Origin of the sequence: Halomonas sp. DP8Y7-3 (assembly GCF_019801675.1) — a bacterium.
GTDB classification, from domain to species: Bacteria; Pseudomonadota; Gammaproteobacteria; order Pseudomonadales; family Halomonadaceae; genus Halomonas; species Halomonas litopenaei_A.
In genome coordinates, this window is record NZ_JAHVIO010000009.1 from 448,576 (window position 1) to 471,903 (window position 23,328).

Annotated in this window: 22 protein-coding genes; 20 read left to right on the forward strand and 2 right to left on the reverse strand. The window is 62.5% G+C overall.

All coding sequences use genetic code 11. The annotated features are described in order from the left end of the window. Window positions 1-5: 5 nt before the first annotated feature. The gene (gene edd, locus KUV86_RS11715; protein ID WP_222484891.1) at window positions 6-1,895 is read right to left on the reverse strand and encodes a phosphogluconate dehydratase; all 1,890 of its coding nucleotides are present in this window, start codon (window positions 1,893-1,895) and stop codon (window positions 6-8) included. A 213-nt stretch (window positions 1,896-2,108) separates the two neighbouring features. Here edd and KUV86_RS11720 point away from each other — a divergent pair, with 213 nt between their 5' ends. The 20 genes from KUV86_RS11720 (at window position 2,109) to lpxL (ending at window position 21,742) form a co-directional block, all read left to right on the forward strand. Next, window positions 2,109-3,287, forward strand: a complete 1,179-nt coding sequence (locus KUV86_RS11720; RefSeq protein ID WP_222484892.1) for a GNAT family N-acetyltransferase — start codon at window positions 2,109-2,111, stop codon at window positions 3,285-3,287. 272 nt (window positions 3,288-3,559) lie between these two features. Further along, complete coding sequence (locus KUV86_RS11725) at window positions 3,560-4,933, forward strand: sigma-54 interaction domain-containing protein (RefSeq protein WP_224908422.1); 1,374 nt, start codon at window positions 3,560-3,562, stop codon at window positions 4,931-4,933. 939 nt (window positions 4,934-5,872) lie between these two features. Continuing rightward, entirely contained in the window at window positions 5,873-6,223 is a 351-nt protein-coding gene (locus KUV86_RS11730) for a hypothetical protein (RefSeq protein ID WP_206941231.1), read from the forward strand. Window positions 6,224-6,228: 5 nt separating this feature from the next. Next, the gene (locus tag KUV86_RS11735) at window positions 6,229-6,798 is read left to right on the forward strand and encodes a hypothetical protein (RefSeq protein WP_222237575.1); all 570 of its coding nucleotides are present in this window, start codon (window positions 6,229-6,231) and stop codon (window positions 6,796-6,798) included. Window positions 6,799-6,800: 2 nt separating this feature from the next. Continuing rightward, entirely contained in the window at window positions 6,801-7,481 is a 681-nt protein-coding gene (locus KUV86_RS11740) for a hypothetical protein (protein ID WP_222484893.1), read from the forward strand. Between the two features lie 75 nt (window positions 7,482-7,556). Next, complete coding sequence (locus KUV86_RS11745) at window positions 7,557-8,696, forward strand: hypothetical protein (RefSeq protein ID WP_222484895.1); 1,140 nt, start codon at window positions 7,557-7,559, stop codon at window positions 8,694-8,696. 84 nt (window positions 8,697-8,780) lie between these two features. Further along, window positions 8,781-9,485, forward strand: coding sequence for a C39 family peptidase (locus KUV86_RS11750; RefSeq protein ID WP_206941223.1), 705 nt, complete (start codon window positions 8,781-8,783; stop codon window positions 9,483-9,485). A 67-nt stretch (window positions 9,486-9,552) separates the two neighbouring features. Further along, window positions 9,553-10,341, forward strand: coding sequence for a hypothetical protein (locus tag KUV86_RS11755; RefSeq protein WP_222484896.1), 789 nt, complete (start codon window positions 9,553-9,555; stop codon window positions 10,339-10,341). Window positions 10,342-10,575: 234 nt separating this feature from the next. After that, window positions 10,576-11,652, forward strand: coding sequence for a transporter (locus KUV86_RS11760; RefSeq protein ID WP_315900984.1), 1,077 nt, complete (start codon window positions 10,576-10,578; stop codon window positions 11,650-11,652). Window positions 11,653-11,926: 274 nt separating this feature from the next. Continuing rightward, window positions 11,927-12,265, forward strand: coding sequence for a cell division protein FtsB (ftsB, locus tag KUV86_RS11765; protein ID WP_206941219.1), 339 nt, complete (start codon window positions 11,927-11,929; stop codon window positions 12,263-12,265). Further along, window positions 12,262-12,990 carry a 2-C-methyl-D-erythritol 4-phosphate cytidylyltransferase gene (gene ispD / locus KUV86_RS11770; RefSeq protein ID WP_222484898.1) on the forward strand — a complete coding sequence of 243 codons (729 nt, stop codon included), beginning with the start codon at window positions 12,262-12,264 and terminating at the stop codon, window positions 12,988-12,990. The genes ftsB and ispD overlap by 4 nt, the downstream gene beginning before the upstream one ends. Window positions 12,991-13,016: 26 nt before the next feature. Continuing rightward, window positions 13,017-13,550, forward strand: coding sequence for a 2-C-methyl-D-erythritol 2,4-cyclodiphosphate synthase (gene ispF, locus KUV86_RS11775; RefSeq protein ID WP_315900987.1), 534 nt, complete (start codon window positions 13,017-13,019; stop codon window positions 13,548-13,550). After that, window positions 13,547-14,755, forward strand: a complete 1,209-nt coding sequence (gene truD, locus KUV86_RS11780) for a tRNA pseudouridine(13) synthase TruD (protein WP_222484901.1) — start codon at window positions 13,547-13,549, stop codon at window positions 14,753-14,755. The genes ispF and truD overlap by 4 nt, the downstream gene beginning before the upstream one ends. Continuing rightward, window positions 14,752-15,498, forward strand: a complete 747-nt coding sequence (gene surE / locus KUV86_RS11785; RefSeq protein ID WP_206941209.1) for a 5'/3'-nucleotidase SurE — start codon at window positions 14,752-14,754, stop codon at window positions 15,496-15,498. Before truD ends, surE begins: the two co-directional genes overlap by 4 nt. After that, on the forward strand, window positions 15,485-16,150 hold the full coding sequence (locus tag KUV86_RS11790) for a protein-L-isoaspartate(D-aspartate) O-methyltransferase (protein WP_206941207.1): 666 nt from the start codon (window positions 15,485-15,487) through the stop codon (window positions 16,148-16,150). The genes surE and KUV86_RS11790 overlap by 14 nt, the downstream gene beginning before the upstream one ends. Before the next feature lie 35 nt (window positions 16,151-16,185). Further along, entirely contained in the window at window positions 16,186-17,103 is a 918-nt protein-coding gene (locus KUV86_RS11795; RefSeq protein ID WP_222162909.1) for a DUF368 domain-containing protein, read from the forward strand. Window positions 17,104-17,131: 28 nt separating this feature from the next. Further along, window positions 17,132-18,268 carry a peptidoglycan DD-metalloendopeptidase family protein gene (locus KUV86_RS11800; protein WP_222484902.1) on the forward strand — a complete coding sequence of 379 codons (1,137 nt, stop codon included), beginning with the start codon at window positions 17,132-17,134 and terminating at the stop codon, window positions 18,266-18,268. 111 nt (window positions 18,269-18,379) lie between these two features. Continuing rightward, window positions 18,380-19,375, forward strand: a complete 996-nt coding sequence (gene rpoS, locus KUV86_RS11805) for an RNA polymerase sigma factor RpoS (RefSeq protein ID WP_206941780.1) — start codon at window positions 18,380-18,382, stop codon at window positions 19,373-19,375. A gap of 291 nt (window positions 19,376-19,666) precedes the next feature. Then, window positions 19,667-20,776 carry an alanine racemase gene (gene alr / locus KUV86_RS11810; protein ID WP_222484903.1) on the forward strand — a complete coding sequence of 370 codons (1,110 nt, stop codon included), beginning with the start codon at window positions 19,667-19,669 and terminating at the stop codon, window positions 20,774-20,776. Window positions 20,777-20,821: 45 nt separating this feature from the next. Then, complete coding sequence (gene lpxL, locus KUV86_RS11815; RefSeq protein ID WP_206941201.1) at window positions 20,822-21,742, forward strand: LpxL/LpxP family Kdo(2)-lipid IV(A) lauroyl/palmitoleoyl acyltransferase; 921 nt, start codon at window positions 20,822-20,824, stop codon at window positions 21,740-21,742. A 50-nt stretch (window positions 21,743-21,792) separates the two neighbouring features. Here the strand turns inward: lpxL and KUV86_RS11820 are convergent, their stop codons facing one another. Continuing rightward, window positions 21,793-23,145, reverse strand: coding sequence for a DUF2254 domain-containing protein (locus KUV86_RS11820; RefSeq protein WP_206941199.1), 1,353 nt, complete (start codon window positions 23,143-23,145; stop codon window positions 21,793-21,795). Window positions 23,146-23,328: the final 183 nt, after the last annotated feature.

Here is a 23,328-nt window from a genome sequence, read left to right on the forward strand (position 1 = left end):
CGTGGTCAGGCGTCCTCGTCGTGAATCTGTTGCTGCTGGCGCACCAGGTCGTCGGCCTCGAAACCGCCAAATACGCCAGCACCTTCTTCTGCGCCCATGGCCAGATGACGGAAACCGCCGAACAGTTCACGTCCCAGGCCCACATGATAGTGGTCCAGTTCGGCCACGCGCTTCGGACGATCCTGCCACTCGGCATTATCGAGCTGCACGGACAGTTCGCCCTTGTCAGCGTCAAGGCGGACGATATCGCCATCGCGCAGTTTCGCCAGGGGGCCACCGTCCAGTGCTTCCGGTGTCATGTGAATCGCTGCCGGCACTTTACCTGACGCACCCGACATACGGCCATCGGTGACCAGTGCCACTTTGTAGCCGCGGTCCTGGAGCACGCCGAGGTAGGGGGTCAGCTTGTGCAGCTCGGGCATGCCGTTGGCCTTTGGCCCCTGGAAGCGCACCACCACGATCACGTCCCGGTCCAGCTCCCCCGCATCGAAGGCCGCCTTCAGGTCATTCTGCTCCTCGAAGACCTTGACCGGGGCTTCCACGATGCGGTGCTGGGGCTCCACTGCCGAGACCTTGATGACGCCGCGGCCCAGGTTGCCCTGCAGCACATTCAGACCTCCCGTCGGGGCAAAGGCATTGGCCACCGGACGCATCACATCCGTGTCGAGGCTTTCCAATGGGCCTTCACGCCATACCAGCTTGCCGTCTTCCAGGAAGGGTTCCTGGGTGTAGGCGGTGAGGTCGTCGCCGAACACGGTGGGAATGTCGCCGTGGATCAGGCCCGCGCCAAGCAGCTCGCGAATCAACAGACTCATGCCGCCTGCGGCCTGGAAGTGGTTGATGTCGGCCTGGCCGTTGGGGTAGACCCGCGTCAGGCTGGGTACCGCCGAGGACAGCTCCGAGAAGTCGTCCCAGGTGATCGTGATGCCAGCGGCAGCCGCCATGGCGACCAGGTGCATGGTGTGGTTGGTGGAGCCACCGGAAGCCAGTAGCCCGACCATCGCATTGACGATGGCGCGTTCATCGATCTGCCGATAGAAGGGGCGGTAGTTGCCGCCGGGCTCGGTGTTACGGATGGTCTGTTCGGTGGCAAACCGCGTCAGCGCCTCGCGCATCTGGGTGCCGGGGTTGACGAAGGAAGCCCCGGGCAGGTGCAGCCCCATGAATTCCATCATCAGCTGGTTGGAGTTGGCGGTGCCATAGAATGTGCAGGTGCCCGGACTGTGATAGCTCTCGGACTCGGCCTCCAGCAGTTCGTCGCGCCCCACCTTGCCCTCGGCGTACAGCTGGCGGACCCGAGCCTTTTCCTTGTTGGGCAGGCCACTAGGCATGGGGCCGGCGGGAACGAAGGTGGTGGGCAGATGGCCGAAGCGCGCAGCGCCGATAAACAGGCCCGGCACGATCTTGTCACACACCCCGAGGTAGAGTGCGGCATCGAACATGTTGTGGGACAGGCCGACGGCGGCCGCCATGGCAATCACGTCACGGGAGAACAGTGACAGCTCCATGCCTGGCTGGCCTTGCGTGACCCCGTCGCACATGGCGGGCACGCCGCCGGCGAATTGTGCGGTGGACCCCATCTGGCGAGCGCTCTCCCGAATGGTCTCGGGAAAGGTCTCGAATGGCTGGTGGGCGGACAGCATGTCGTTGTAGGACGAAATGATTCCCAGGTTGGCGCTGTTCATCAGTTTCAGCTGATTCTTATCCTCGCTACCGCAGGCCGCGAAGCCATGAGCAAGGTTGCCGCAGGACAGTTCCGCACGATGAACTCCGCGACGATGCTGGGCCTCCATGCGCTCCACGTAGAGCGCACGTCTCTCACGAGAGCGTTCGCGGATGCGTTCGGTAACGCGGGCAACAGTGGGATCGAGCGAAGAAGCTTGCTGGCTAGCCATGGTCAACCTCAGACGTGTTGATGCGGGTCAGGTATGTAACTTTACCAAACATTTGACCGCATTCCTCCCTTTTAACCGAATGCTTTGGTCGAATATGTAGTTATTTTACGGGAGTGAAGGGTGGGTTTCTCACCTTTACCGGTGAGCAGCGGCGTCCTGCCGTAAAGTCTGGCACTCTGTGGCGCAATCGCAAAGCGCTAGGAGGCAGTTGTGATGCCAATACCCCCTCTGGCCAACAGCAACGATCAGGAACCGGCGCTGGAGCTGCGCCGACTGACGGCCATGGCGGAGATACCGGCCCACCGCTGGAACGCCGTCGTCGGCCCGGACTATCCCTTTGCGCGCCATGAGTTTCTGCATGCGCTGGAGGCGACTGCGGCGGTGGGAGAGGGAACGGGGTGGCTGCCCGCGCACCTGACCCTGTGGCGAGGAGATCGTCTCGTCGGGGCGTTGCCCTGGTATTACAAGGAGCATTCCTGGGGCGAGTATGTGTTCGACTGGGCCTGGGCAGATGCCTGGGAGCGAGCAGGAGGTCGCTACTATCCGAAAGCGGTCAGTGCCATACCTTTCACCCCAGCTCCTGGGCCGAGGCTAGCCCTGGCCGAAGGCGAAGACCCTGGTGCCGCCATCAGGCTGTTAGCCAGCCAGTGGGAGGCCGACGATAGCCTATCAAGCTGGCATCTGCTGTTCGCCGAAGACGATGAAATCGCTCATTGGCAACAGGCCTGCCCTGAGCTCATCCCAAGGAAGGGACAGCAGTTTCAATGGCGCGACCGGGGATTTGGCGACTTCGATGGCTATCTTGCTGCCATGACCTCAAGGCGCCGCAAGGAAGTGCGGCGAGAACGGCGTCGGGTCGCCGATCAGGGCATACGCATGCGCCGGCTTCAGGGTCGCGACATCGATGAGATCGCGATGCACCATTTCTATCGCTGCTACCGCATCACCTATCTGGAGCGAGGCAGCGCCGGTTATCTCAGTGAATCCTTCTTCCAGCAGCTGCGGCGCACTATGCCGGACAGTTTGATGTTGATTCAGGCGCTGGTTGACGAACGCCCGGTCGCCGCAGCGCTGTGCCTGCAAGGTGGCAACACCTTGTATGGCCGCTACTGGGGCAGCGAGGTCATGGCAGACTGCCTGCACTTTGAGACCTGCTACTACCAGGGGATCGAACATTGCCTGGAGCAAGGTCTGACGTGTTTCGATCCCGGTACCCAGGGCGAGCACAAGGTGGCTCGCGGCTTCGCCCCTAGGCGTTTGACCTCCCTGCATCACATCGCCGACCCGCGCCTTGCTGACGCGGTGCAGCGCTTTTGTCGAGAAGAGGCCGTGCATGTGGACGGCTACGTCAAGGCTGCCGAGCGTGGATTACCGTTTCGAGGCAGCGAGTGATACGGTGCTATGATTCAACCGACAAGAATGTAAGACAACGACGACATACCGACGAAGCGAACCCAGGCAACCCAGTGGCCATCTTGGCCGTCACTTACCGGACGGCAGCACCGGCACAGGCGTGATGTCGCAAGGTAACGAGCGTGATGTCCATGGGGCTGGTGCCGGCGCAGCGTGCCAAGGTTGTGCCGATTGGGCCATGGATCGCGCGATTGCCGTGATCATGGCCCGCTGGGCGAGGCGTCGGGTTCAGGGGACACACGATGGATGTGATGCCGCGGTGCAGTTGGTGGATCGGCAATCCAGAGGGGGACGCCGGTCATCTGCTGAAAGGCTTGCAGAGCAGTGGATGGCAGATGCATCCCCTGATCACCCCCTTGTCCGATTGCCGGTTACAGGTAGATGATCCTTGCCAGGTAGGGGTGATGGTGCTGGGGGATCTGTCCAGCCATGATCTCAGGCATCTTGAACCGCTGATTCTCAAGAGCGAAAGGCCCTGGATTGCGGTGGGCTCGGAAGAACAGATAGGCGATGCCGACAAGCGCCGTATCATGGCCCATCTCAGCCATTCGCTGGTGTCACCCCAGGTCGATATCTTGCGTCTGTCGATTCTTCTGGAGCATGCGTCCGAGTTGGCGCGCCTGCAGCAGCGCGATCGAGAAGAGCAGAGCATGTCGACCAGCGCAGAAGACTCCGAATACGAGTTTGTCGGCACGACCCCGGTCATGTGGAACCTGTTCAAGACCATCCGCAAGGTCGCGGTGGTCGATGCGCCTGTCTTTATCAGCGGGGAATCCGGCACCGGCAAGGAGCTGACCGCCCAGGCCATCCACGAGCGCTCGGCCAGGTCACGAGAAGCGTTTCATGCGATCAACTGTGGAGCCCTGCCCGAGCATTTGATTCAGTCTGAGCTGTTCGGTCACGAAAAGGGCGCCTTCACGGGGGCCACCCAGCGCAAGATTGGACGCATCGAGGCCGCTGACGGGGGCACCCTGTTTCTCGATGAGATTGGCGACTTGCCCTTGGAGCTGCAGGTCAACTTGTTGAGATTTCTGGAGATGCGTTGCATCCAGCGTGTCGGGGGACTCGACGATATCCCCGTGGATGTGCGCATCGTAGCGGCGACCCATGTCAATCTGGACCTGGCGGTCAAGGAGGGGCGCTTTCGCGAGGACCTCTACCACCGTCTTAACGTGCTCCAGGTCAAGGTGCCTGCGCTGCGGGAGCACTCCGAAGATATCGAGATCCTGGCGCGGTTCTTCTTCGAACGCTTTTCCAGCGAAAAGGCCTCCTGTCTGAAAGGCTTTTCCCGCGAGGCGCTGTCGGTGATGCAGCGCTACCACTGGCCGGGCAATGTGCGTGAGCTGATCAACCGGGTGCGGCGGGCCATGGTGATGTGTGAAAACCGGCTGATTCAGCCGGAAGATCTCGGGATCGAGCGTCGCGGCCTGAACAGGCACCAGATGACCCTGGAAGAGGTGCGTGAAGAAGCCGAGCGGGATGCCCTGCTCTCGGCGCTGGGGCGCAACAAGTACCGGGTCAATGCCGCGGCCAAGGAGCTGGGAGTCTCTCGAGTGACGATCTATCGCCTGCTCGACAAGCACGGTATTTCCCGAACCCCGCCCCAGGAGGCCGCCTTCTCTTAGGGAGGCGGTGCCCCTTTTCTCGCCTGAAGCTGTCGATTCCTTGAGGCCTGCTCAACCCCCATGTCGGTGGACAGTGAGGCCAAACAAGCGCTCTCTAGCCGTTTTCCCATGCCCCGCGCCGACATGACTGTCTCGGCGTTCAAGGGTGACACTGGCTCAGGGCCAATACCCTGCAAGGCCCCGCGTTGGCGGGGCCTTTGCGTGTCTGGCAAGTCACTTTCTCCTGAGGTTGACCTGCTGATACTGACCCCCAGGTGGAGGTCGCGAAGTGAAGGCCGTCCAATGGCAGCCAGGTAGTGAAAACCTGCTAGTGAAAACCAGACAGTGAAAGCCAAGTAGTGAAAGCCATGCAGTGAGCTGAAGTGAGCCTGAAGGGGCTCGAAACAGAAACTGTATCGTGAGTGAAACAGCATAATTGCATCCCGCCTCATGTCCTTCGATTCTTTTTTCATTCAATAAAAACAGTCACCTGTCGATGGCTTTTGGTTCTCGGAAGGCATTGGCCAGCATATCGCCTGCCCATGAGTACACCCTTGCTGACGCGGGGGCGACGTCGGCGTAACGCATGCCAACAGCCTGTTCACCGGTGTGTCGATTTTTTTTCCTGTGCGCTGAAACCTACGATTTGTGCGGGTTCGCGTGCACTTCCTTCCTGTTCAGCTCCTGGCGTTTGGCTTCGGCGAGCTCGGTCGCGCCCAAGGCTGTACCAGTCCTGTTACTTATCCTTTAAATCCATTTAAAAACAATGGATTAAATCTCATTTTGTGCAGGTCCTTCAGGTGGTGTCTCGGCTCGTTGTATCAGCCAGTTAACAGTTTCCGACAGCGTGGAAAATAAAAGTTATTAAATATCAACGGCTTAAAAGTTGGCACGCCGTTTGCTCTGTACTTGGCGAGGAGCAAAGGGGCGCAGGGATCAACATCCGCAGGAGATGCCGACATGAACCAGATGATCGCGAAAGGCCGAATTCAGTTTCGCTGCGTAGCCAGCGCGATCATTGCGACCGCTGCCCTAGCCGCGGCAGGTCAGGCCCAGTCCGACAACTCGCTGACGGATGCGACCCAGGTATTCGCCACTCCGATAGAACAGCACATCGTCAATGACGGAGCGCTGGACCAGATTCGCGGACGCTTTGTTCCCGACACAGCAATAGACGCTGACGGCGTCATTCTTTGGGACGAGCGTCCAGGGCGCGGCGCAGGGGGCGGTGGCGGCGATAGCAGCCATCGTGTCGCCAACGGCCTGAACAACCGGCAGAGCGCCACCGTCACTACGCAACGGGACTGGTGATCACCATGGGACACCTGAAAGTCAACGAAGGGCAGGGGATGGAAGCAGGGCAAGGGGGCGGCGTGGCCGTGGCCTGCCAGTGGCGTCTGATGCTGGCAGCTGCAGCAGTGGCGGCTCTGACCGGTGTGGGGACCGGTCAGAGTCAGGCTGCCGAGCTACGCCCTGGGGTCCAGCCGGGTGAAATCATCGTGCTGCGAGAAGTCGAGACAGCACCCTTCGGATACGTCAATCGCGAGAGCGGCCCTATCCGAGCGCGGGCTGACCTGATGCGCAGCAGCAATATGGCGCGCAGCGCGACCGGTAGCGTCCACAGCCGTATGGGAGGCGTCACCGCCATCGTTCTCGACGATACCCGGGCCGCGAGCATCAGTGCCGGCGTCGGGCAAGGCATGAACCAGATGCACCGCGCCCTCGGCACCGGCACCCATCTTGGCAGTGGCGGCGTCGGCTCGAGCAATCGAGTGGCGACATCCGTGGGCGGCGGATCCACCGGTGGCAGCGTGATCGGAGCCACCTCAGGTATCGCCAACACCGTGACCGGGGCGCTGGCGCCCCTGACCGGCGGGAGGCGCTGAGCATGCTGACTCAACAACTAAAGCCTGCGATGGACGCCTCAGCCGAGATGTCAGCGTTGTCCTCCATACCGCTGCGGCTGACACGGGTGGTGATGTTCGCCACGGCCCTGGGGCTGGTGATGGTCAGCCCGGATTCGGCCAGGGGACAAGACCTGGGGGTGCTGAGAAACAGCAGCGTCATCAGTGGACAGGCGCTCAGCGGTGTCAGCGGTGTGGCGTCGGCCAATCTGGCCGCCGGTAGTCAGAATCTTCAATCCAGCAGCGGTGCACTGGCGATCGGTGACGCTGCCACGATCAACAATCGTCTGGTGCAGCAGGTGCGCATCGACGAGCGACTCGCCGACATGGAGGTAGGGACGGCCATCAGAGAAGGCGCCTTTGGGCAATCTTCCGGATGGATGTCCGTCAACCAGACGGCGGGAGTAGGCAACCTTCAGAGCAACAGCTTCGGCATGGCTCTGGGGAGCACGGTCAGCGGCCTGAGCGACGACAGTCTGCAACAGGTGCTGGCACCAAGGCAGGGGCTGAACGGGGGGAACGGCAGTGACTCCAACGGCGTGATCCGCAATCTCGACATTGACGAGAGCAGTTTTGCGGGGGCCAGAGGGGTGATTCAAGTCAACCAGTCAGCCGGCACGGGGAACGCCACTCGCAATAGCTTCAGCTTTCGCTTTGACAGATAGCGTCAAGATACGAAGCAAAGGGTGACGTCAATAACAGCAGTGAATAGGCAGTACGGTTCATTCAGGAGAACGACCATGAAAACTTTCCAAAAAGCTCCGCTCGCTCTGGCCATCTCTGCACTTCTGGCCGCGCCCGCGGCAATGGCGGAAAACCGTTTCGACACCGATTCCTACATGGATTCCGACGTCAACAACCGCTACGACGTTCATATCAAGAACGACTCCCACACCTACAAGCGCCTGGGCGCCCTGGGCGGGTCGATCTTCTATGATCCCAACTACTCTGGCGCGACCGTGGATAGCAAGCAGTTCAGCGACGACAACGAAGCGTCTCAGAGCCTGACCAAGAACAATGCCACCCTGGGCAGCGGTGCTCTCCAGGGCGCCTCGGGTAACGTCGGCGTCAACGTGGCGGCCGGTGACAACAACCAGCAGGCCAACGATGCAGCGCTGTCATCTTCTGACGCCGCCACCGTGTTCGGCCAGTCTGCGTCGTTCTCCTTCCAGTCCGCCTCCAACAACGCCACCGACATCAGCGGCAGCCCGAACAATGCACGCATGGGCACCAACGCGCTGCGTAATGCCAGCGGTAATGTGGGTGTCAACGTGGCCGCCGGTATCGGCAACGCCCAGCACAACAGTCTGGCCGCGTCGGTCAACACTGCCAGCGGCAGCGCCGATGCCACATCCGGTGGCGTCCAGGCCAGCTTTGGCAACACTTCTATGACAGGCGGCCAGGTCGTGACCCTGACCAACACCTCTGCCTATCTCGAGAAGACCGCGCTGCGCGGTGGCTATGTGGGTGGCGGTCGCGGTTCCTATGAAGGCGACTGGGCCCAGACCAACGACGTCTATCCGGAAATCTGGCAGGGCGGCGCTGGACACTCTGGTGGTGAGGTGCTGTGGGGCCACATCGACTTCGACGACAATGGTCCGACCGTTGGCGGCCTGAAGAACGAAGGCAAGTTCGAGGGTGAGGAAAGCGGCTCCCTGAGCTTCCGCGAGCGCGGCCGGATCAGCCTGGGTGGCGTCTCCGCTGGCTTCAGCATCGATACACGCCAGCGCCTGGTCTACCAGGAAAACAACGCCTCTCTCGGCACTAACGCCCTGGCCGGGGCCACCGGCAACATCGGCGTCAACATCGCCGCAGGCGGCGGCAATATGCAGCGCAACTCGCTGTCCATTGCCTCCAGCATGGGTGGTACTCCCGAGTAAGTCAGTACCACTTGCATGATACTCCCCGGCCCTTGCGGGCCGGGGTTCTTTCACCACGACGTTCAGCACGAAGGGAGACCGACCATGACGCTGCCACGCTGGTCGCTGGCCACGGCAATCGCCCTTGGCCTGGCACTGCCCGCCCTCGACGGGCACGCCGCCACCATCCGCCTGGGCGGCATTGTGCCGGGGACGGTGATCAACAAGGACGTCCAGTCCATCCGTGAACGTCGCTACGAGAACCTGGTGGAGCAGCGCACCGACTTTTCCTGCGGTGCCGCGTCACTGGCCACGCTTCTCAAGTACGCCTACCAGATGTCCGATACCACCGAGCACGATGTCCTGGCGGGCATGCTTGAGGTGGCCGATCTGGAGCTGGTGCAGCAGCAGGGCTTCTCTCTGCTGGATCTCAAGAACTATGTCGAGACGCTGGGTCTCAGGGGCCGCGGCTATGAAGTCGATGGCGACACCCTGGACCAGGTATCGATACCGGTGATCGTCCTTTTGGACCTCAACGGATACAGACACTTCGTGGTCATGAAGAAGGCCAGCGGGGATCGCGTCTATATCGGCGATCCGGCGTTGGGCAATCGGGTAATGACCCGTGACGACTTCCTGGCCGCCTGGAACAACATCATTTTCGCGGTGGTGGGAGACGGTTTCGACCGCTATACCGCCTTGCTGGATCCGCGCCAGCCGTTGACGGCGCATCGTATGAAGGACGTGTTTTCTCCCGTATCACGCGAACAGATGATCGACTTCGGTTTCCGTCACGCCGAGCTGTTCTGACAACAACGATCACAAAGCGGCAAGGCTCTGCGGCGTGGTGAGGCGCCGTCGATCAGGGGGCACGAACATGATGGGACAGGACAAGGGAACAGGGGCAGGCAGGGGCGCCATGCTGTTGGCGCTGGCGTTGTCCCTGTCGATACCGGCGGCCCAGGCCGCTACCACCGATTTCACCACCTTTGAAGGCTTCGCCAGTGCACGCCAGCTTTCGGATAACGAGCTCGGCGTGCAGCGAGGCCGCTTTGCCGACAAGGGGAGGCTGATGTTCTTTGGCGTGCAGATGGTCAGTGAGTGGCGCACCGCCGCCGGTGACCAGCTGGCCGCGGGCGCTCGCATGTTGGGTGATCTTAGCCGGCAGCAGCCCCGCGTCAGCTTTGAACCCACGATCACCGTCGTGGAAAGCCGAGCGGGTCTGGCGCGACTTGGCAATGGCGCCCGGGTGGTCGACCAGGGGACCGCCAATGCCTCCGGGGTCGTGCAGTCGATCCAGGCCGGCGGTGACTTCAACGTGGCGGCCAATGACCTGGTGATCGATGTGCTGGATGCCTCCAGCTTCAGCACCAGTAGCGCAGATGCAGGAGGTACCCGAACCCGTCAGGTCGCTGGCAGCACCATCGCGGTGTCCGCGGTGGGCAACGACATGAGCGTGTCCATCGACATGCCGGGCATGGGCACCATTCGCCAGGCCATCGTGCCGGGCAATGGGCTCAGTCAGGCAATTCAGCTGTCCAGCAGTCTGCAGCAGGTGCGCAACCTCACTCGACTGCAGCTGTATATGGGCAATCAGTCCGGCGTGGGGGACCGTGCGGTGCCCGGCATGCTGAGTGGAATCAAGGCGGCTGCCGCCTTGCGTTGACAATAAATGCCCGAATCACGGTATTTCAGACTCTTTTAACGTACGCATTAACTACGCTTGAGCAGGGGTGACAGGGAACTCCTGCCGGGAGAGGAGCACGGGAGGCACGCTGGTACTGGCATGCAGGTGGGCCAGGCCTCCCCCTGACGGGCGCGCCAGACGACCGGTTGCAGGTAGCCCCTCGAGAAAGAGTGAAGAACGACAAGCGACCATTTCGGGGACAAGGAGAACGACGTGAATATCGTCATCAACAGGACGCTCTGCCCGCCCCTGGCGGGCCTTTTGCTTGCCGGTGCCGCGACACCGGTTTTCGCCCAGCAGACCGTGGGTGCCGAGCAGCAGCAGGCGCTGGAGTCTCAGGAAGCCTCGCGCAGCGTGCAGGATATCTTCCGTGAGGAACACGCGCTGTTCTCGGACCGACTGACCATCGAGCCGGGCATCACCTATACCTACTCCGATCGCGACAGCCTGGCCCTGCGCGGCTTTCTGGCCCTCGATGCGATCTTCCTCGGCGAGCTCAATCTGGATAATGTCGAGACCCATATCACCACGCTGGATATCAATACCCGCTATGGTTTGACCGACAGGCTGGAGGCCAGCATCAACGTGCCCTTCGTCTATCGGACGACCACCATCCAGTCCATCGGTGGTGAGTTTTCCACCGAACAGAATGTCGAGGCCGATGTCGACGAGGCCGGATTGGGTGACATTTCGGCGAGTCTGTCCTATCGCCTGCTGCCCGAGACCACGGAGCGTCCCGACGTGGTAGTGAGTCTCGGCGTGCGCGCACCGACCGGCAAGGACCCCTACGGGATCGAGATCAGGCAGGTGGATGCCGCGGATAACCTCTCGGTGCCCAAGGAGTTGCCTACCGGTAACGGGGTCTGGGGCGTAACGGCTGGGGTCTCGGTATTGAAGACCTTGGATCCCGCCATCGTCTTTGCCAACCTGGGGTACACCTACAATATCGAGGAAGAGTTCGACGACATATCGGCGGGGCAGGGAGACCAGAAGGCCGATGTGGACCTGGGAGACAGCATTAGCGCGGGCTTTGGTACGGCGTTCGCCTTGAATGAGCGCTTGAGCCTAGCGCTGTCGTATTCACATGAGTACATCCGCAAGACCGAGATTACCCCGGAAGGCGGTCGCAAGACCGACGTCATCGGCAGTGATGCCAACATCGGTGTGTTCAATATTGGTGGTACCTACGCCATGACCGACTCCACCTCGGTGGTCACCAACCTGGGCATCGGCATGACCGATGATGCCTCGGACATCAGCTTGACCTTCCGCATGCCGTTTCAGCTGTAACGGTAGTCGGATGCAGCAGTCGTCGGACCCGTGACCCAGCGGCCGCCATGATATGGCGGCCGCTGTCGTATCGGCACCCTGGCATATCGGCACCCTGGCATATCGACTCCCTGTCATATCCGTCTGCTGCGGTAGCGAGCGGTTGTGGCCGCGGTGTGTTGTGGCGACATCGAACCTAGGATAGCCGCCGCACGCTCTGGATGGCCCTGCGGCTCGCCCCGGATGGGCGGGCGATGGCATACTAGGCGCCGAATCGAATGTCGACGGTACCCTCATGCTCAAGACCTTGGCGATAGTGCTGCTGGCACTGCTCGCCCTGCTTCAGTATCGACTGTGGCTGGGCCAGGGTGGTGTCATGGAAATGAATGAAGTCAGCGGGCGTGTGGAAGCACTGGAAGCCCAGAATCAGCCGCTGCGTGACCGTAACTCGCGGCTGAGCGCCGAGGTGGTGGACCTCAAGACCGGTCTGGATGCCATCGAGGAGCGTGCGCGCAGCGATGTCGGGATGGTGCGCACCGACGAGCAGTTCTTCTGGGTGCCCGGGGTCGAGACGGACGTCGCGCCGTCTCCCCAGCCTGAGCCAGGCAGCGGGCAGGGAGCGAGTAGCCAATGAGTGCTGCCGGTCCACGACTGTGGTTGATCGTGCCAGCCGCCGGCGTCGGGCGCCGAGTCGGGGGCGATATGCCCAAGCAATACCGGGAGGTGGCCGGGCGTCCGGTCATGGCGCATACCCTTGAACGCCTGTATCAGGCCTTTCCCGATGCCCACCTGTGTCTTTGCCTGTCGCCGGAGGATGCCTGGTTCGACCCAGCGCTGGTGCCGTTTCCACACTGGCAGCGTGTCCCAGGTGGTGCCGAGCGGGTGCACAGCGTGGTCAATGCGCTGACAGCGATCCAGACCCAGTGCCAGCCGGATGACCTGGTGATGGTGCATGACGTGGCCCGTCCCTGTGTCAGCAGCGAGGACCTGAAGCATCTGTATCAGGCGGCACTGGAGGCTACGGAGGGTGCCCTGCTGGCCTCGCCGGTGGCGGATACCATCAAGCGTGACAATGGTCAGGGACACATCGCCGGCACCGAGGATCGTCGCGGCCTGTGGCAAGCCCAGACGCCGCAGGCCTTTCGTTTTGCGCTGTTGCAACGCGCGCTGGGGCAGGCGCTGTCCGCCGATGGCATCGGCGTTGCGCGCATCACCGATGAGGCTTCGGCGGTGGAAGCGCTGGGCCTCTCGCCCCGGCTGGTGTCAGGACGCCGCGACAACATCAAGATCACCCATCCCGAGGACCTGCGTCTGGCAGAGCTGTTGCTCTCCAGCGCGGGCGCGCCGCGGGAAACGTAAGAGACTCATCGACTATGCTACTGCCTTTGCGGATAGGCCACGGATTTGACGTACATCGCTTTGGCGACGGCGACCATCTGATGATCGGAGGCGTGCGCCTGCCGTTTGCCCACGGCTTTGTCGCTCACTCCGATGGGGACGTGCTGCTCCATGCCGTCAGTGATGCGCTGCTCGGAGCCTGTGCGCTGGGAGATATTGGCCACCTGTTTCCCGATACCGATCCGGCCTGGAAGGGTGCCGACAGTCGCGACCTGCTCCGGCGCGTGATGCAGGAAGTGACCGCAGCGGGATATCAGGTGGCCAACCTGGATGCCACCTTGATGGCTCAGGCGCCCAAGATGGCGCCTCATCTCCTGGCCATGCGGGGGCACTTGGCGGAAGACCTGAAAGTCGATCTCGCCGCCGTCAACGTCAAGGCCACCACGACAGAGCGCCTTGGCTTTACCGGCCGGGGCGAGGGCATCGCCGCCGACGCGGTGGTGCTGCTGTCCGCGATCGAGGCGGTCGGTATCGACCAGCAGGGAGAGCGGGAGCGGGCTCAGGGACAGGAGCGTCCATGACCGACGCCATTGTCTGGCCGCCGCAGTGGCCTCGTTATCTGGATGATCGCCTGGGTGCACCCCAGCCGGGTGAGTACCGGCAGACGCCGGACGACTTCCTGGTCGAGGAAGACCTGGGCTTTGCGCCGGAAGGGCAGGGGGAACATCTCTGGCTGTGGATCGCCAAGCGTGATGCCACCACCTCCCGGGTCGCCTCGTCCCTGGCCCATCTATGCGGCGTCACTCGCCGTGACGTGGGGTATGCCGGCATGAAGGACCGGGTGGCGGTGACACGCCAGTGGTTCTCGGTGCACCTGCCCGGCAAGGAGGCTCCTGCCGACCTGGAAGCGCGCCTGGCCGCCGAGGGCTACCAGGTGGAAGCGCGCGCCCGTCACCCGCGCAAGCTCAAGCGTGGCGTGCATCGCGGCAACCGGTTTCGACTGAAGGTGACGGGGCCGGTGGTGCACGATACACAGCTGGCGGCGCGCTTTGACGCGGTCATCAAGGATGGCGTGCCCAACTACTTTGGCCCGCAGCGCTTTGGTCCAGAGGGACGTAACCTCAGCCGCGCCGTGGCGGTGCTGGCGCGAGGCTGGCGCAAGCGTGATGATCGCGATGGCATGCTGCTGTCCGCCGCGCGCAGCTACCTGTTCAACGCCCAGCTCGCCGAACGACTGCGCCGGGGAGAGTGGCGTCAGGTTCTCTCGGGTGACGTGATGATGCTGGAAGGCAGCCGCAGTCTGTTCGAGGTCGGCGCCAGCGAAGCGCTCTCAGCCACGTCAGCAGACAGCGCGCCAGCAGGCAGCCACGCCGCGAGCGCCGACTCAGGTACAGGCGAGGGGCCGTCGGATGATGACCTGTCCCTGCGGCTCGCCCAGGGTGACATTCACCCTACTGCAGTGCTGTGGGGCCGCGGCGGAAGCCGCGCCCGGGCCGATGCCGGCGCGTGGGAGAAGGACGTGCTTGGCGCCGCCCCCGCACTGTGTCAGGGCCTGGAGAAGGCGGGTGTGCAGGCATCGCGCAGGGCCTTGCGGGTGATGCTTGGTGAGGCCAGCCTGGTTCGGGAAGGGGAGGCCGTGTGGTTGAGCTTTCGGCTACCCGCCGGTGCCTTTGCCACCGCCGTGTTGCGCGAGTTGATGACCCATCCGAGCCTGCAGTTTCGCACTGCGTCAGAGGCCACCACAGGTGGGCGGAACATCGCTGACGAACAAGGAGATACCCCATGAGGCGACTGCTGCTATCGAACGATGACGGCGTCCACGCGCCGGGCCTGAAGGCGCTGCATGACGCGCTGGTGCCCTACGCCAGGCTCAGGGTCGTGGCCCCTGACCGTGATCGCAGTGGAGCCAGCAACTCGCTGACGCTGTCGCGGCCGCTGTCGCTGACCCCGACCCATGATGGGTTCTACAGCGTCGACGGGACCCCCGCCGATTGCGTCTATCTTGGCGCCAATGGGGTGTGGGACGAGACGCCGGATCTGGTCATTTCCGGCATCAATCATGGCGGAAACCTTGGCGATGACGTGCTCTACTCGGGCACGGTGGCCGCCGCCATGGAAGGCAGAAACCTCGGCATGACGGCGATCGCCATGTCGCTGGTCGGCGAGCACCACTTTGCCACTGCGGGAAGGGTCGCGGCGAGTCTGGTGGGAGGGCTCGAGCAGCTGTCTCTGCCGCCTCGCAGCTTGCTGAATGTCAATGTGCCTGATCTCCCATGGGAGGAGATCAAGGGTTTCCGGGTAACCCGCATGGGCTATCGTGGACCCGCCGAGCGTCCCATCGAGGCGCGAGACCCCCGCGGCCGCGTGCGCTACTGGATTGCTCCTGTCGGGGACAACGCAGACGATGCCGATGACACCGACTTTGCTGCCGTGGCGCAGGGCTACGTGTCCATTACCCCGCTGCAGACCGACCTGACGCGCCACGCCGCGCGCAACGATGTGCAGGATTGGCTTGATGCGCTCACCTGATCTCAAAGGCGTCGGCATGACCTCCCAGCGAACGCGGGACCGGATGGTCCAGCGGCTTCGCGATCAAGGGGTGTGTGCATCCCAGGTGCTGGAAGTGATGGCCAGCGAGCCGCGTCATCTTTTCCTTGATGAAGCGCTGTCGCACCGCGCCTACGAGGACACGGCGCTACCCATCGGTCACGGTCAGACTCTGTCCCAACCATGGATTGTCGGGCGCATGAGCGAGCTGGTGCTGCAGGAGTCTCCCCGGCGGGTGCTCGAGGTAGGTACCGGATCGGGATACCAGACCTTGATCCTGGCGCGCCTGGTCGAGGAACTCTGGTCGGTGGAGAGGATCAATGCTCTGCATCGCGTGGCGGCATCCCGGCTGCGCCTGCTGAAAGCCCACAACGCCAGGCTGCGGTTGGCCGACGGTGGGCATGGCTGGCCGGAAGCGGCCCCTTTTGATGTCATCCTGTTGACCGCCTGTGCCAGCGAATTGCCGGAGCCCTTGCTGTCACAGCTGGTCGATCAGGGGGTACTGATCGCTCCGTTGGAGGGGCAGGACGGACAGCAGTGGCTGACGCGGGTGCGCCGCCATGGAGAACGCTATGAATACGAACGGTTGGAGCCGGTGCGCTTCGTGCCCTTATTGGAAGGAGTGATTCGTTGAAACATTCGCTTGGCCTGTTCCTGCGAGGGGCGGGAATGGGGGCGGCAGATGCCGTACCGGGAGTCTCGGGGGGCACGATTGCCTTCGTCACCGGTATCTATGAAGAACTGATCCACACCATCAAGCGTTTCGGCCCGAGCGCTTTCGGTGCGCTGCGTAGCGGTGGCCTCAAGGGGCTGGTGGTTCATCTCAACCTGAGCTTCCTGCTTCCGCTGATGGCGGGCATCCTGGCCAGCCTGATCACCGTGGCCCACCTGGTGGTATGGCTGCTGGACGCGCACCCGCTGTTGCTTAATGGCTTCTTCTTTGGCTTGGTCGCGGCCTCCGCGCTGGTGGTGGGCAAGCACCCTGCCGACTGGCGCTGGTGGCACATCTTGCCGCTGGCGCTCGGGCTGGTGTTGGCCCAGGCTCTGCCGTCGCTGATGCCGCTGGTCAATGCCTTGGGCACGCCGGCGCTGGTGCTGATCGTGGGCGGTGCCATCGCCATCAGCGCCATGCTGTTACCCGGGGTTTCCGGTAGCTTCCTGCTGCTGAGCATGGGCCTCTACGATGTCGTGATGCAGGGGATACGCGGATTCGACATTCCGCTGCTGGGTCTGTTCGCATTGGGCTGTCTGATTGGCCTGTTCACCTTTTCCCGTGTCCTGTCCTGGCTGCTGCAACGTCATCACACGGCCACGCTGCAACTGCTGGTAGGATTTATCGTGGGTTCACTGCCGATTCTGTGGCCGTGGCGCGAGCTGACCCGCTATCAGCTGGGATCCGATGGCCAGGTCATACCGCTGGACTACCGCTATCTGGCGCCCTGGGATTATTCTGCGGTTACCGGAGACTCCGCGCAGTTGGTGGGGGTGACCGCGCTGGCGATCTTCGGCATGCTGCTGGTGATCATCGTCGCCAGGGTCGGAGACACCTCAGCCACTCGCAAAGACACTATCGCCGGCCGCCACTAGCGGACTGCCGACAAGGAGACATCACACGATGCACAAGATTTTCGTCATCTCCAGCCTGGCTTTGGCCCTGGCAGGCTGTGCCAATCAGCAGGGTGCCAGTCAACCGGTTCAGGTCCAGGACCTGTCCTCGGCCAGAGCGGCCCAGGTGCCGGCCCAGTACACCGTGCAGTCCGGCGACACGCTCTACGGTATCGCCTGGCGGCATGACATGGATTTCCGTGAGCTGGCACGTCTCAATAACATCACACCGCCCTATCGGATCGACGTCGGCCAGACGCTGCGCCTGTCCGCCGATGGCTCCCAGGCAGGAGGCATGGCGGCCACCGGTGCTGTCGCCAGCGCTAACGAGGGCGCCGTGGCCACACCATTGGGCCAATCCACTCCGACCAGCCAGCCCTCCGGTGAAGATCTCGAATGGCTGTTGCCGGACGGCAGCACGGAAACGGTCAGCAATGACGCTGAGCAGGTATCGTCAGCGGCCGTTCAGGGCGCTGCCGGTGTGGCGGGTGCCAGCGCTGGCAGCCCGGGTCCTGTGTATGACTATGACAGCCCCGGCGCCGAAGGCCTGAGCGACAGTGACCAGGCCGAGCGGGCCAGACGCGAGGCCGAGGAGTCGGTGGTGGCCGCCGCCGATGAAGAGGCGCGTGAGATGTCTGAAAATAGCGAATCTGCACAATCTGGCTCGGCCAATGAAGCGGATTCCAGCACTGCTCAAGCCGCCTCCGAGGAAGCGTCCAGCAGCGGCTCCGGTAGCGCTTCAGCCAGCACCACGCGTACCTACACGCCAGTGGACGAGGTGCCCTGGCAGTGGCCTGCCGATGGCCAGGTGGTCAGCCAATTTGGCGAAAGTTCCAGCATCACCGCTGGCATTGATATCGGCGGTCAAAAGGGGCAACCTGTCAGAGCGGCGGGTCCAGGCAAGGTGGTCTACGCGGGCAGCGGTGTAAGGGGCTATGGAAAGCTCATTCTGCTCAAGCACAACGACGAATATCTCAGTGCTTACGCCCATAACGACAGCCTGAAGGTCAGCGAGAATGACGTCGTCGAGGCCGGTCAGGTGATCGCCACCATGGGAGACAGCGACGCCGAGGATGTTCGCCTGCACTTTGAAGTGCGCAAGGATGGCCAGCCACAGGATCCGACGAAATATCTTCCTTCCCGTTGAGAAACTCCACGTTTCTCCCGGATGAGCGTCACACAATAATAATCTTTGGCGTTGATCGTGGAGGTTCACGACAACGCCGGGTCGCAACCACGGGGTAGTTATACGATGAGCATGCTTGAACGGGACCTTCAGGATGTGAACCTCGATACCGTAGACGAGGCCGATGATGACGCTGTCGAGGATGTGACAGACGAGGCCGATGACATCGAGGACGCCGATGACGATTCCGAGGCCTTCGAGAAGGCTCTGGGCCGTGAGGATCGCTACGCGCGCCAGAGTCTGGATGCCACCCAGATCTATCTGAACGAGATCGGGTTCTCCCCGCTGCTGACGCCCGAGGAAGAGGTCTATTTCGGGCGATTGGCGCGCAAGGGAGACCCCCAGGGACGGGCTCGCATGATCGAGTCCAACCTGCGCCTGGTCGTCAAGATCGCGCGCCGCTACCTCAACCGTGGGCTGACGCTGCTCGACCTGATCGAAGAGGGCAACCTCGGTCTGATTCGCGCTGTCGAGAAGTTTGACCCCGAGCGTGGCTTTCGTTTCTCGACCTATGCCACCTGGTGGATTCGCCAGACCATCGAGCGGGCACTGATGAACCAGACCCGCACGATTCGCTTGCCCATCCACGTGGTCAAGGAACTCAATATCTACCTGCGCGCGGCCCGTGAGCTGACCCAGAAGCTGGATCACGAGGCGACCGCCGAAGAGATCGCCGAGCATCTGGACAAGCCGGTGGATACGGTCAAGAAGATGATGGGGCTTAACGAGCGCGTATCCTCGGTCGACTACCCGATGGGCGGCGAGAGCGACAAGCCCTTGATCGAGACCCTGACCGATGACAACGATCAGGGGCCCGAGTCGACACTGGTGGATGGCGACGTCAAGGCCCACGTCGATCATTGGCTGGCCGAGCTGACCGAGAAACAGTGCGAGGTCGTGGTACGTCGCTTTGGCCTGCGCGGGCACGAGGCGGCAACCCTGGAGCAGGTCGGTGAAGAGATTGGCCTGACCCGGGAGCGAGTGCGCCAGATTCAGGTCGAGGCACTCAAGAAGCTGCGTCGCATGCTCGACAAGCAGGGCCTGTCCCTGGACGCCATCTTCGAGTAAGCCGAGTCGCTTGACGCCGCCGGATGGACGGCGGTTGAGCGAAGAGATCGCTCAGTGAACGCCAGTGCGGCGTGGAAACATCAACCGACTTGCTCAAGCGCCGGGCGCTGCTCTGGATCACTCCGGATGCACTCCCGGCGTTTTTTATGGGATTTTTCTAAAGAGCTCTATTTGTTGAGAAAGAACAGCTAGGTACACAGGATTTAATGGCGTTTAATGCCATGAAATGGCTCCGAGTATCGAGCATAATGTGGTGGCGAACCATCCCTGAATCCTGTCATCGGAGCCCCCATGTCCCGCCCGCTCATCGCCCATATCGACCTGGACGCCTTGCGTCATAACTACCGTTTGGCGGCCGGGCTTGCTCCCGACAGCCTGAGTGTGGCGGTGCTCAAGGCGGATGCCTATGGTCACGGGGCGGTGACCTGTGCCAAGGCGCTGGCGGGCCTGGCGCCGATGTTCGCTGTGGCGGCGATCGAGGAGGCCATGGCACTGCGTGAGGCCGGTATTCGCGAGCCTATCGTGCTGCTCGAGGGAATCTTCAGCGCCGATGAGCTGGCGCTGGTGGAGTCGCTGGAGCTGGGTATGGCCATTCACAGTGACTGGCAGCTCGAAGCGGTGCTGGCCTGGCGGCCGGCCAGGCCGGTCATGACCTGGCTGAAGGTGGACTCCGGCATGCATCGGCTCGGCTTTTCTCCCGACCGCGCCGCCGCCGTGTGGAAGGCGCTCAAGGCGGCACCTGAAGTGGTGAGGGACCTGCATCTGATGAGCCACTTTGCCACCGCCGACAGTCGCGACGACCGCTACTTCGCGCAGCAGCGAGAGATCATCATGGCGCTCGCGGAACAGCTTGATGCTCCGCTGTGCGTGGCCAACTCTCCCAGCATTCTGGCCCACGTCGAGGCCCACGGGGCGATCAACCGGCCGGGGGTGATGCTGTATGGTTCCGATCCCCTCGAACAGGCCAATGACGCCAGCCAGCAGCTGTCTCCGGTCATGACGCTGCGCAGCGAGATCATCGCGGTGCGCGAACTTGCCGCAGGTGAACCGGTTGGCTACGGCGGCCGCTTTGTCACTTCTGCGCCGACTCGCATCGGTGTGGTGGCCTGCGGCTACGGTGATGGCTACGACCGACACGCGGTAGATGGCACCCCTGTGCTGGTCGATGGTCAACGCTGTCGTCTGGCGGGCAAGGTATCCATGGACATGATGACCGTGGACCTCACCGACATGCCTCAGGCCGATATCGGCAGCGAGGTGGTGCTGTGGGGGCGCAGCCAGGCGGGTACTGTGCTCTCCGTGGATGAGGTCGCGACCTACTGCGATACCATCAGCTATACCTTGCTGACCGGGGTGCTGCCCAGGGTGCCCAGGCGTTACAATGGCGGCCATATCGACTGACGGCCTGCCTCCGTTGGTCGCCTGGACCGACCGACGAGGGATCGCATGTCAGAGGACACATCGACCAAGCCACGCTACTGGACCCAGCCCCGCTACTGGCCGACTTACCTGGCGATTGCCGGCATGCGTGTCAGTGCCTGGCTGCCTTGGCGGGTCAAGCTCGGGCTTGGGCGCCTGACGGGGCTTGCCGCCTGGCGCTTTGCCAAGCGCCGTCGACAGATCACCGAGACCAATATTCGTCTGTGCTTTCCCGAGCTGGACGAGGCGGCCCAGGCCCGCCTGGTCAAGGACAGCTTCATGGCCAACGGTATCGGCATCTTCGAGACCGCGACGGGCTGGTGTCGCGATCCCGAGCACCTGCGACACCGCGTGACATTCAAGGGCCAGCAGCATATGGCTCGGGTCGAGGAGGCGGGGAAGGGCGCGCTGATCATCGGCATTCACTTTTCCACGCTGGATCTTGGCGGTGCCCTGCACTCGCTGTTTTTCCCCGCCGATGTGGTCTACCGTCCCCATGACAACCCGGTATTCGAACGCTTCATGACCCGGGCGCGCAACGGCATCTTTGGCACCGCCATCGACCGCCATGACTTGCGTGGCGTGGTGCGTCGGATCAAGACGGGGCACCACGTCTGGTACAGCCCTGATCAGGATTTCGGCCGCGATGCCAGCGTGTTTGCTCCCTTCTTTGGCGTCGAGGCGGCGTCGATCAAGTTGACCGCCAAGATCGCCAAGATGACCGGGGCGCCGGTGATGCCGCTGATCTTCCATCGCAATCCCGACGACCGGACCTACAGTCTGGAATACCTGCCACCGCTGGATAACTTTCCCAGCGGAGATGAAGTTGCCGATGCGGCCCGGATCAATCAGGTGATCGAACAGGCGATTCGCCGTCACCCGGAGCAATATCTGTGGATGCATCGACGTTTCAAGACCAGGCCCAGGGGCGAGGCCAAGATCTACTGATTCGATAGGCAGGCTAGTCCTGGCAGAGCCCCTGGCCGGCAGCCCACGCCTCACGCAATCTCATGCAGTCGCGCCGTCAACTGGTCCCGAACCGGGGCCATGTCGAGGCGGTGGGCCCCTTGATCCAGCCGCTCGAGAACGAACGTCAGGTCCATGCGGTGGGCGCTGTCATGAGCCAGCGCCTGGCCAACTCTTTGTGTCATCAGTTGCAGGGTCTCGAGATGATGAGGTTCTGCAAACAGCGATAGCGACTTCAATGACTTGAGCAGCCCCAGGAGAATGCTCTGGTCGTTTGCTCCGTAGTGCAGCAGGGGCACGAAGAGGCGATGCAGCAGGCTATCGAAGCGTTCCACCGGCCAGCAGACCCTGCGCCTGCCCTGGGCATCGACCAAGGTGTTGGCGGGTTGCCAGGACATGTAGCGGCATAGCAGATCCGTCATCCTATGCAGGCAGAGCCTGGCGGTCCCAGGGTCATTGATACCCGGTGACAGCGCCTTGATGGCGACCTCCATCATCTGGGTCATGCCGTGCACGAAGTGCTCATCAATGGATTCGCCGTCGAGGTAGGTCAGCGTGGCAAGCACCTCGCTGCACCACTCCTCGTTGGGCGCATCGTCGCATTCCAGAATCATGATCGGCGTGCCTTCCACCACATAGTCGCCAAAGCGAAAATCGAGGTGCAGGGTGCCACCGATGCTCTCCGCCAGCGCTGCCAGGCGCTCGAGATTGGCGTTCTGCACGTAGCCGGTCATCTGGGCCCTGAGGGGATGCCACGACCCCTGAGCGGGGGCGCTGGCGGGCAGATACCGCCAGGGGTCTGAGGCTTCGGTCTGACGCTTGCGCTCCATGCTGCGCTGGGTGGCGGCATGCAGGCCGGAGATCACAGCGTCGACCTGGATCGACTGCGAGGCGTTATGGATGAAGTAGACGAACAGTGCCAGGCAATGCAGGACCATGGCGCAGGCCAGGTACAGAGCCAGTGAGCGCCAGGCGGCCTCGCCTTCATCGACCTCCGGGACGATCAGCAGAATCAGGATGAACAGGATGGTGCCAAGATAGTGGCCAAGCACCCACTGATTGGCGCGCTCGGTCACCAGGCCGAAGACCAGCTTGTGGGAGAAATTTCCGCCGGCCTGGGAGAGCACGGACATGACCATCGAAAAACTGAATACCATCAGCGAGATCATGCCCCCCAGCAGCGCAGCCAGCAGCGATTGAGCACTTCCTGGCGCGGTCAGGCTCAAGCGCTGAATGACGTCGGGCAAGGAGGTATCGCTGATGGGCGGCATCAATGCCAGCAGGCCGAGTGCGCCATAGATCAAGGCAGATAGTGTCGGCAGATAGGCGATGCTGGTGTAGAAGGCACGCAACAGGCGCACCGGATTCAGACTGACAGATGACATGGAAGCGTCCCGGCGGATCCTTGGTATCACCTCGGCGTCAGGACGAGGCAATGATGCATTTACCCTGACGTTTATGGCGCCGGAAGGGGGGAGCTGGCAAGCGCTATCTGTTTCAGGGGGAGTGAGCGCTAAAGGCAGGGGGCGTTGCAGAGGCCGTGAGCCGGTCACAAACAGCGACGCCAC

Excerpts from the sequence above, each read along its gene's own strand:
- edd (WP_222484891.1), bottom strand. The coding sequence starts at position 1,895 with ATGGCTAGCCAGCAAGCTTCTTCGCTCGATCCCACTGTTGCCCGCGTT.
- KUV86_RS11720 (WP_222484892.1), top strand. The coding sequence starts at position 2,109 with ATGCCAATACCCCCTCTGGCCAACAGCAACGATCAGGAACCGGCGCTG.
- KUV86_RS11725 (WP_224908422.1), top strand. The coding sequence starts at position 3,560 with ATGCCGCGGTGCAGTTGGTGGATCGGCAATCCAGAGGGGGACGCCGGT.
- KUV86_RS11730 (WP_206941231.1), top strand. The coding sequence starts at position 5,873 with ATGAACCAGATGATCGCGAAAGGCCGAATTCAGTTTCGCTGCGTAGCC.
- KUV86_RS11735 (WP_222237575.1), top strand. The coding sequence starts at position 6,229 with ATGGGACACCTGAAAGTCAACGAAGGGCAGGGGATGGAAGCAGGGCAA.
- KUV86_RS11740 (WP_222484893.1), top strand. The coding sequence starts at position 6,801 with ATGCTGACTCAACAACTAAAGCCTGCGATGGACGCCTCAGCCGAGATG.
- KUV86_RS11745 (WP_222484895.1), top strand. The coding sequence starts at position 7,557 with ATGAAAACTTTCCAAAAAGCTCCGCTCGCTCTGGCCATCTCTGCACTT.
- KUV86_RS11750 (WP_206941223.1), top strand. The coding sequence starts at position 8,781 with ATGACGCTGCCACGCTGGTCGCTGGCCACGGCAATCGCCCTTGGCCTG.
- KUV86_RS11755 (WP_222484896.1), top strand. The coding sequence starts at position 9,553 with ATGATGGGACAGGACAAGGGAACAGGGGCAGGCAGGGGCGCCATGCTG.
- ftsB (WP_206941219.1), top strand. The coding sequence starts at position 11,927 with ATGCTCAAGACCTTGGCGATAGTGCTGCTGGCACTGCTCGCCCTGCTT.
- ispD (WP_222484898.1), top strand. The coding sequence starts at position 12,262 with ATGAGTGCTGCCGGTCCACGACTGTGGTTGATCGTGCCAGCCGCCGGC.
- truD (WP_222484901.1), top strand. The coding sequence starts at position 13,547 with ATGACCGACGCCATTGTCTGGCCGCCGCAGTGGCCTCGTTATCTGGAT.
- surE (WP_206941209.1), top strand. The coding sequence starts at position 14,752 with ATGAGGCGACTGCTGCTATCGAACGATGACGGCGTCCACGCGCCGGGC.
- KUV86_RS11790 (WP_206941207.1), top strand. The coding sequence starts at position 15,485 with ATGCGCTCACCTGATCTCAAAGGCGTCGGCATGACCTCCCAGCGAACG.
- KUV86_RS11795 (WP_222162909.1), top strand. The coding sequence starts at position 16,186 with ATGGGGGCGGCAGATGCCGTACCGGGAGTCTCGGGGGGCACGATTGCC.
- KUV86_RS11800 (WP_222484902.1), top strand. The coding sequence starts at position 17,132 with ATGCACAAGATTTTCGTCATCTCCAGCCTGGCTTTGGCCCTGGCAGGC.
- rpoS (WP_206941780.1), top strand. The coding sequence starts at position 18,380 with ATGCTTGAACGGGACCTTCAGGATGTGAACCTCGATACCGTAGACGAG.
- alr (WP_222484903.1), top strand. The coding sequence starts at position 19,667 with ATGTCCCGCCCGCTCATCGCCCATATCGACCTGGACGCCTTGCGTCAT.
- lpxL (WP_206941201.1), top strand. The coding sequence starts at position 20,822 with ATGTCAGAGGACACATCGACCAAGCCACGCTACTGGACCCAGCCCCGC.
- KUV86_RS11820 (WP_206941199.1), bottom strand. The coding sequence starts at position 23,145 with ATGTCATCTGTCAGTCTGAATCCGGTGCGCCTGTTGCGTGCCTTCTAC.